This is a genomic window from Kitasatospora sp. CB01950, from assembly GCF_001905465.1.
GTDB lineage: Bacteria > Actinomycetota > Actinomycetes > Streptomycetales > Streptomycetaceae > Kitasatospora.
Map to the genome: position 1 here is coordinate 7,781 of NZ_LISX01000018.1, position 1,416 is coordinate 9,196.

General features: G+C 69.2%; 1 protein-coding gene and 1 pseudogene. One reads left to right on the top strand and one right to left on the bottom strand.

Annotated elements, in window-relative coordinates; genetic code table 11:
- A pseudogene (locus tag AMK19_RS30700) lies at positions 1 to 432 on the top strand (ATP-binding protein); the annotation flags it as partial.
- Between the two features lie 12 nt (positions 433 to 444).
- Here the strand turns inward: AMK19_RS30700 and AMK19_RS30705 are convergent.
- Positions 445 to 972, bottom strand: coding sequence for a hypothetical protein (locus AMK19_RS30705; protein WP_143200491.1), 528 nt, complete (start codon positions 970 to 972; stop codon positions 445 to 447).
- Between the last annotated feature and the right edge of the window lie 444 nt (positions 973 to 1,416).

Sequence of the window (1,416 nt, forward strand, 5' to 3'; positions counted from 1 at the left end):
TCGCCGTCGCCGTCGCCGTCGCTGTCGCGGTTGCCGCCCTGCCGGGCAGGCTTCTCGATCCACTTCACCAGCCTCGACGGCGTGGTCGGACACGTCGGGACCGCCGGGAGCGTTGGACGGCCGACCAGCGGATTCCGTACCTGCCTCCGGCCGGGCGTCCCGGTGGTCGGCGAGGCCGGCTGCCGGCCCTTCGAGCGCGCCGGGGCGGACCTGGTGTTCCAGGTGGTCTCCAAGTGCTACGAGAAGGGCTCGGTCGTCCTGGCCTCGATCAAGGCCTTCGGCGAGTGGGGCCAGGTCTTCGGTGGCGAAGTGCTCGCCACCGCCATCCTCGACCGGCTCCTCCACCACTGCGACGTGATCTCCATCAACGGCCCCAGCTACCGGCTGAAGAACCGCCTTGCCGCCATCAACCGGGACAGCGACGCAGCCTGACCGGCGACCAGCTCAGGCCTGTTCGACCTTGACCATCGCGTCGCCCGCAGCTGCGGCTGCAGCGAAGAAGCTCTTCAGCTCACCCAAATCGGCAGCCAGATCCGCTGCCCACGCCGGGCTCCAAGGTGTGGCGAAGCCCAGGGATTGGACCTCTTCTGCCAGTTCGACATCCAAGTCCCTGACCAGGTCGTCGACCGCAACGTGCTGCAGGAAGGCTGACGCGTCCTGCACCTCTTCGGGCCGAAGCACCCATAGCTCCGTCTCGAAGACGAACCCGTCTTCAGAGACTTCCTCACCCCCGGTCCGTCGCTCGCCTCCATAGACCGGCAGCTGAGCGATGCGGAGCGAGGGCGCATCCCCTTCCAGCAGGGCAAAGTGCATCAAGCAGCCGTTACGGTCCACGGCCGTCACCATTCCGGCCTCCCGAAGCGGCTTGAACTCGGCATCGAACCAGTGCGGCACCAACGCGCCCAGCTCCTTCGGAGCAAGCTCATCCAACGACCGGCCGGCCACACGTCGCCAGAAGAAGTCCACACTCATCGCCGACACCGCCTCGTTGCTGCTGTCCAGGCATCCCTACTGCCGCTCGCGCGACAGGCTAGGTGATCCCTCCGACAAGCCGGGCGAACGACAAGACGCCGAGCTGAGCACGTCATCATCTGTACTTGGCCGAGCACTTGAACGAGTACGCGAGTACGCGGGCATGGGTTGTTGAACGGCCGCCGGGTGTCGGGGCGTCGGCTGTTCGGTGCGGGTGGCGGCGGGGGAGTCGGCCGTCGGTCGGAGTGTCGCGGGGCGGTGGTCGGGCGGCGGGCTGTCGGGCGGGGGCCAGGGGTGGGTGAACGTCCTCGGGGTGGCTGGGGGTTGACCTTCTGCCGGGTGGCCGGGCCCGGGGCGGGCGGGGTCCGGGGGTTGCGGTGGGCGCCGCTTCTTCGGTTCGGGGTGCGGTGGCTGGGGTGCGGGCGGTGCGGGCGGTGGGGCGGG